The sequence below is a fragment of the Mycobacterium sp. ZZG genome (assembly GCF_054786995.1).
Window position 1 is genome coordinate 1 of the sequence record NZ_JBTBFV010000127.1, and the last position, 3428, is coordinate 3428.

At 65.2% G+C, this 3428-nt stretch carries 7 protein-coding genes; all 7 read right to left on the minus strand.

Annotation, left to right across the window (positions count from 1 at the left end; genetic code table 11):
* On the minus strand, nucleotides 1-370 hold a 370-nt coding region (locus tag ACXMYJ_RS28785), incomplete at its 3' end, for a hypothetical protein (RefSeq protein ID WP_460359506.1).
* 3 nt (nucleotides 371-373) lie between these two features.
* Nucleotides 374-550: a hypothetical protein gene (locus tag ACXMYJ_RS28790; RefSeq protein WP_460359507.1), complete on the minus strand. Its 177-nt coding sequence runs from the start codon at nucleotides 548-550 to the stop codon at nucleotides 374-376.
* Nucleotides 547-909, minus strand: a complete 363-nt coding sequence (locus ACXMYJ_RS28795; protein ID WP_460359508.1) for a capsid cement protein — start codon at nucleotides 907-909, stop codon at nucleotides 547-549. The genes ACXMYJ_RS28790 and ACXMYJ_RS28795 overlap by 4 nt, the downstream gene beginning before the upstream one ends.
* Before the next feature lie 19 nt (nucleotides 910-928).
* A complete protein-coding gene (locus ACXMYJ_RS28800; RefSeq protein WP_460359509.1) occupies nucleotides 929-1825 on the minus strand; it encodes a major capsid protein in 897 nt (298 codons plus the stop codon).
* Nucleotides 1826-2236 carry a hypothetical protein gene (locus ACXMYJ_RS28805; protein ID WP_460359510.1) on the minus strand — a complete coding sequence of 137 codons (411 nt, stop codon included), beginning with the start codon at nucleotides 2234-2236 and terminating at the stop codon, nucleotides 1826-1828. It lies immediately after the preceding gene.
* Nucleotides 2229-2435 (minus strand): hypothetical protein, encoded by a 207-nt coding sequence (locus ACXMYJ_RS28810; RefSeq protein ID WP_460359511.1) that lies wholly within the window; start codon nucleotides 2433-2435, stop codon nucleotides 2229-2231. The genes ACXMYJ_RS28805 and ACXMYJ_RS28810 overlap by 8 nt, the downstream gene beginning before the upstream one ends.
* Nucleotides 2436-2981: 546 nt before the next feature.
* Nucleotides 2982-3428: hypothetical protein (locus ACXMYJ_RS28815; RefSeq protein ID WP_460359512.1), on the minus strand; the 447-nt coding region annotated here is incomplete at its 5' end.

Below are 3428 nucleotides of genomic sequence, written 5' to 3' on the forward strand. Positions count from 1 at the left end.
CGGCGTTGTTGAGCTCCTGCGAGAGCTGGCGGACCGCCGAGGCTTCCCGGCGGTGTGCCGCCGACAGCCGCTCAGCCTGCTGGATCAACTTGACGCGGTCAGTCTCACCGCTGCGGATCAGCGCGTCATAACGCTCCTGCTCCAGCCGCACCCGGCCAGTGCTGTCCGCCACCCGGTTGTAGTGCCGCTCAATCTGGACCGACATGCGCTCGACGCTGCGCACCGTCCGTTCGTGGCCACCGGTGAGATTGCGCTCGACAGCCTGACCGGTGACCCGGCTCTCACGGTCCCAGTGCGAGTGCGCCTGGCGCGCGGCGTTCTGGACCGAGCGCTCATTGAGGTGCGTGACGACGTCGAGTTCGATCGCCATCAGCTATCGCTTCCGGCTCGACGCCTCTTCGACTGTCTCGATACGCCCCGCCTCGACCAGCGGCGCCGCGGTCTTGTCGTCGAGCTCGACGACCGCGCCGCGCTGGTGGTGCTTCACGACGGCGTTCTCACCCTTCCCGACGATCTCGGCGATGGGCCTGAGCACCCTGTATGTGGTCATCGCAGCAGCACTTTCACCTTGCCGCCGGCAGCCGCGGCCTTAGCAACGCCGACAACCTGCGAGTACGTGGTACCTGCGCCGATCACTGCCACAGCGCCAGCGGCCGCGGGAATCACTACGTCGCCGGCGTTGATCGTTCCGCTGGCGGCCAGCTCATGTACGCCGACGGTGTAGTACGACACTCGCTCGCCGATAGCCGCGTCATGGGCAGCGACACCCACCCACGCGGCCGTTGCTGCGGTCGTCGGCGCCACCGTGTCGTTGCCCGAGGCGTAGAGCAGCTGGCCGCCGGTGACTGCCGCGCTGGCAGGATCACTGATCTCGATCGCTGGAAAGAAAAACGGAATGTACTTGGCCACAATGGATTCCTTTCAGACCTCAGCCTGCGAGCCCGGTGATCTTGCGAATCGCCCCCGGGCGGGGCACTGCGTAGGCCGGCGAGGCGTACGTCTGCACGATCGTGCGTCGACGCTCCCGATCGGGGATCGTTTCGGTTCTCAGGCCGCCGTGCTCGAAGCCCATCACGCCCGCCTGGCCCGCTGAGACGACGTAGCCGACCCCGACAGACACCTGCGTGCTCGTCCGCACCTTGGTGATCCCCGCGGCGGCCAGGACGGCCGTCAGGTCGGCGCCGTAGCCAACCTGGAGAGCCATGTGCTGGCCGGGGTGGAGCACCAGGGTGTTGGGCGGTGGGACACCCAGATCGTCCATCCGGATCAGCAGTGCGGCGCTGGCGATATCAGCCAGTGGCCGCTCAGAGTTCGGAGTGATGCTGTCGGCCGGCCCTACGGTGACAAGATCGTCCCAGTTGTGGCCAGGCACGCCCGCGATCGAGTACTTGGTCAGCGCCGCCTCGACAGTTGCGATCGCGAGTCGGTCGATCTGGCGGACGAGAGTGTTGGCCAGCGTGACGATTCGGGTCCCGATCACCGCGGTGTCGTAGCGGTCGGCCTCCTCGTCCAGAATCTCGATCTTCGCGCCGTGGTCTTTGGGGGTCGCCATCTCGCGCTCGACGTCTTGGTGCGTAAAGACGTATTCGGCACCCGGCGACCGCGGCTCGACGTCCCGCTTCGCGAAGTTGGCGCCGTGAAGCAGCACGTCGTACAAGATCGCGCCGCCCGAGACCTTGGAGCCAAGGGGGCGGAAAAACGCGTCAGCGACGAGCTGGTCCGCAGCCAGCGTCGCCACCATCGCGTTGATCTGCGACGGGTTCTTCAGCAGCGCTGACGTGGTGATCGTGTTGCCGGAAATGCTCGGCACCAGGGGGTTTGGCATTCACGCCTCCTGTGTACGGCCGCGATTCTCGCGGAACTCGGCGAGCGCCCCGGTGTTGATGAACCACCGGCCGCCCGCCTTGGTAGCTCCCGCTCCGAAGCGACCTCGCCGGCAATGCCAGGTCACTCCGTCGCGAGTGATTCCCAAATGCTCTGCGGCGGTGAGTGAATCAACAACGCTCATGTCGAAGTGTGCAACAGCCGCCCCAGAAACCCGCCCTGCGCTCGTGTCTGCCGAAGCCACTACACGAGAAGTGCAGGTGAGCAACTCGCGTCTGATATGAGCCATTTGCGGACTAAGCCGCTGCCCGATCGGCGCAGCGAGGCGATCGAGCATGTCAAGCGCCGACACGAGTTCTCGAGCTGCTGAGTCCGAGATGACCACGCCGGCCAGGCGCTCGACGTCACCCATCGTCGTCTCCAACTCCCGGTCCGCCGACCTGCGGCCGCATCGACTCGTCGTTCGCCGCGGCAATCAACAGCTGGCCCAACTCGCGAGCCTCGGCCGGCGTTGCCGCATAGCGCTGCCATCCGACGCGGAAGAACACCCGAGGGGAGTCCGGTTGGCGCCAGACGGAGTACTGCACGTCCTTGATGCCGCTGACCCTCATTGACCGGCTCCGGTCACTCGACAGAACGCGCACACGCTGTCACCGGGATTCGGTAGATCTCGGACGCACTCGGCGCACAACGGCCGAACCTCGGGCTCGTCGTCGCCCAGGTGGCCGGGGTCGCCCCCCATAGTGGCCTCGCAAAACGCCATGAACATGTCGTCGTCGCCTTCCTGTGGCTCGATCACGCGACCAGGCCAGAATCTTGAGGGGCGGCCGTCCCTCGTGACCCCCGGCCCCGGTCACGCGTGTGTGTGTACGGCGCGCCATTCGCGTCGCTGGCAAACTCGGGTTCTGAATAAAAAAAGCCTGACCGGCGGCACGGGTCAGGAATCGAGGCACCCGGCAAATATTTCGACGGGGCGGGGGTCGAGCGAGCGTCAGCGCGTGTCGAAGGGTCGCGTTTCAAATGCGACCCTTCGATACGAGCGCCTATGTCTCCACGCCGTCTCACCGTCTCAGTCTCACTCCCCGGGTCTAAAGACCCGGGGGTGAGATGAGACGAGACGGCAGGTGAGACGAGACTGATACAGGTGAGACAAGGTGTCATTGGTCAGCTAACTTGTAGAAGGGTCGCTTATCTGTGCCCGTGTTGATCAGCGCGCCGCGTTGCACCAGGTCATCGATAGCGCGATACAGCGTGGCTCGTGACAGATCACTGGTTTCGCGCAACTGAGTAGCCGTTGCGCCAGTGTGGGCGAAGTGAGACTTGAAGTGAGACAAAAGCGCTTCTGAGCGGTGTTCAGTGCGCAGAGGGTGAGACAAAGCGAGAACGCAGCTCGCCGTGCCCTCGATCGGGTCGAGTCGCAGGCGGTGAACATCGAGAACAGGACCGTCTTTGCGCTTCTCCCGATTGACGACGATCACCCCACCATCCTCGGCGTCACGCGTGGTGAGGTAGACCGTGTCGGCGCCGGCCTCGAACGCCGACGAACCCCGCAGGGTCCGGCCATCCTTGCCGGTGTGATGCACACCCAAGACGACGCCTCGACC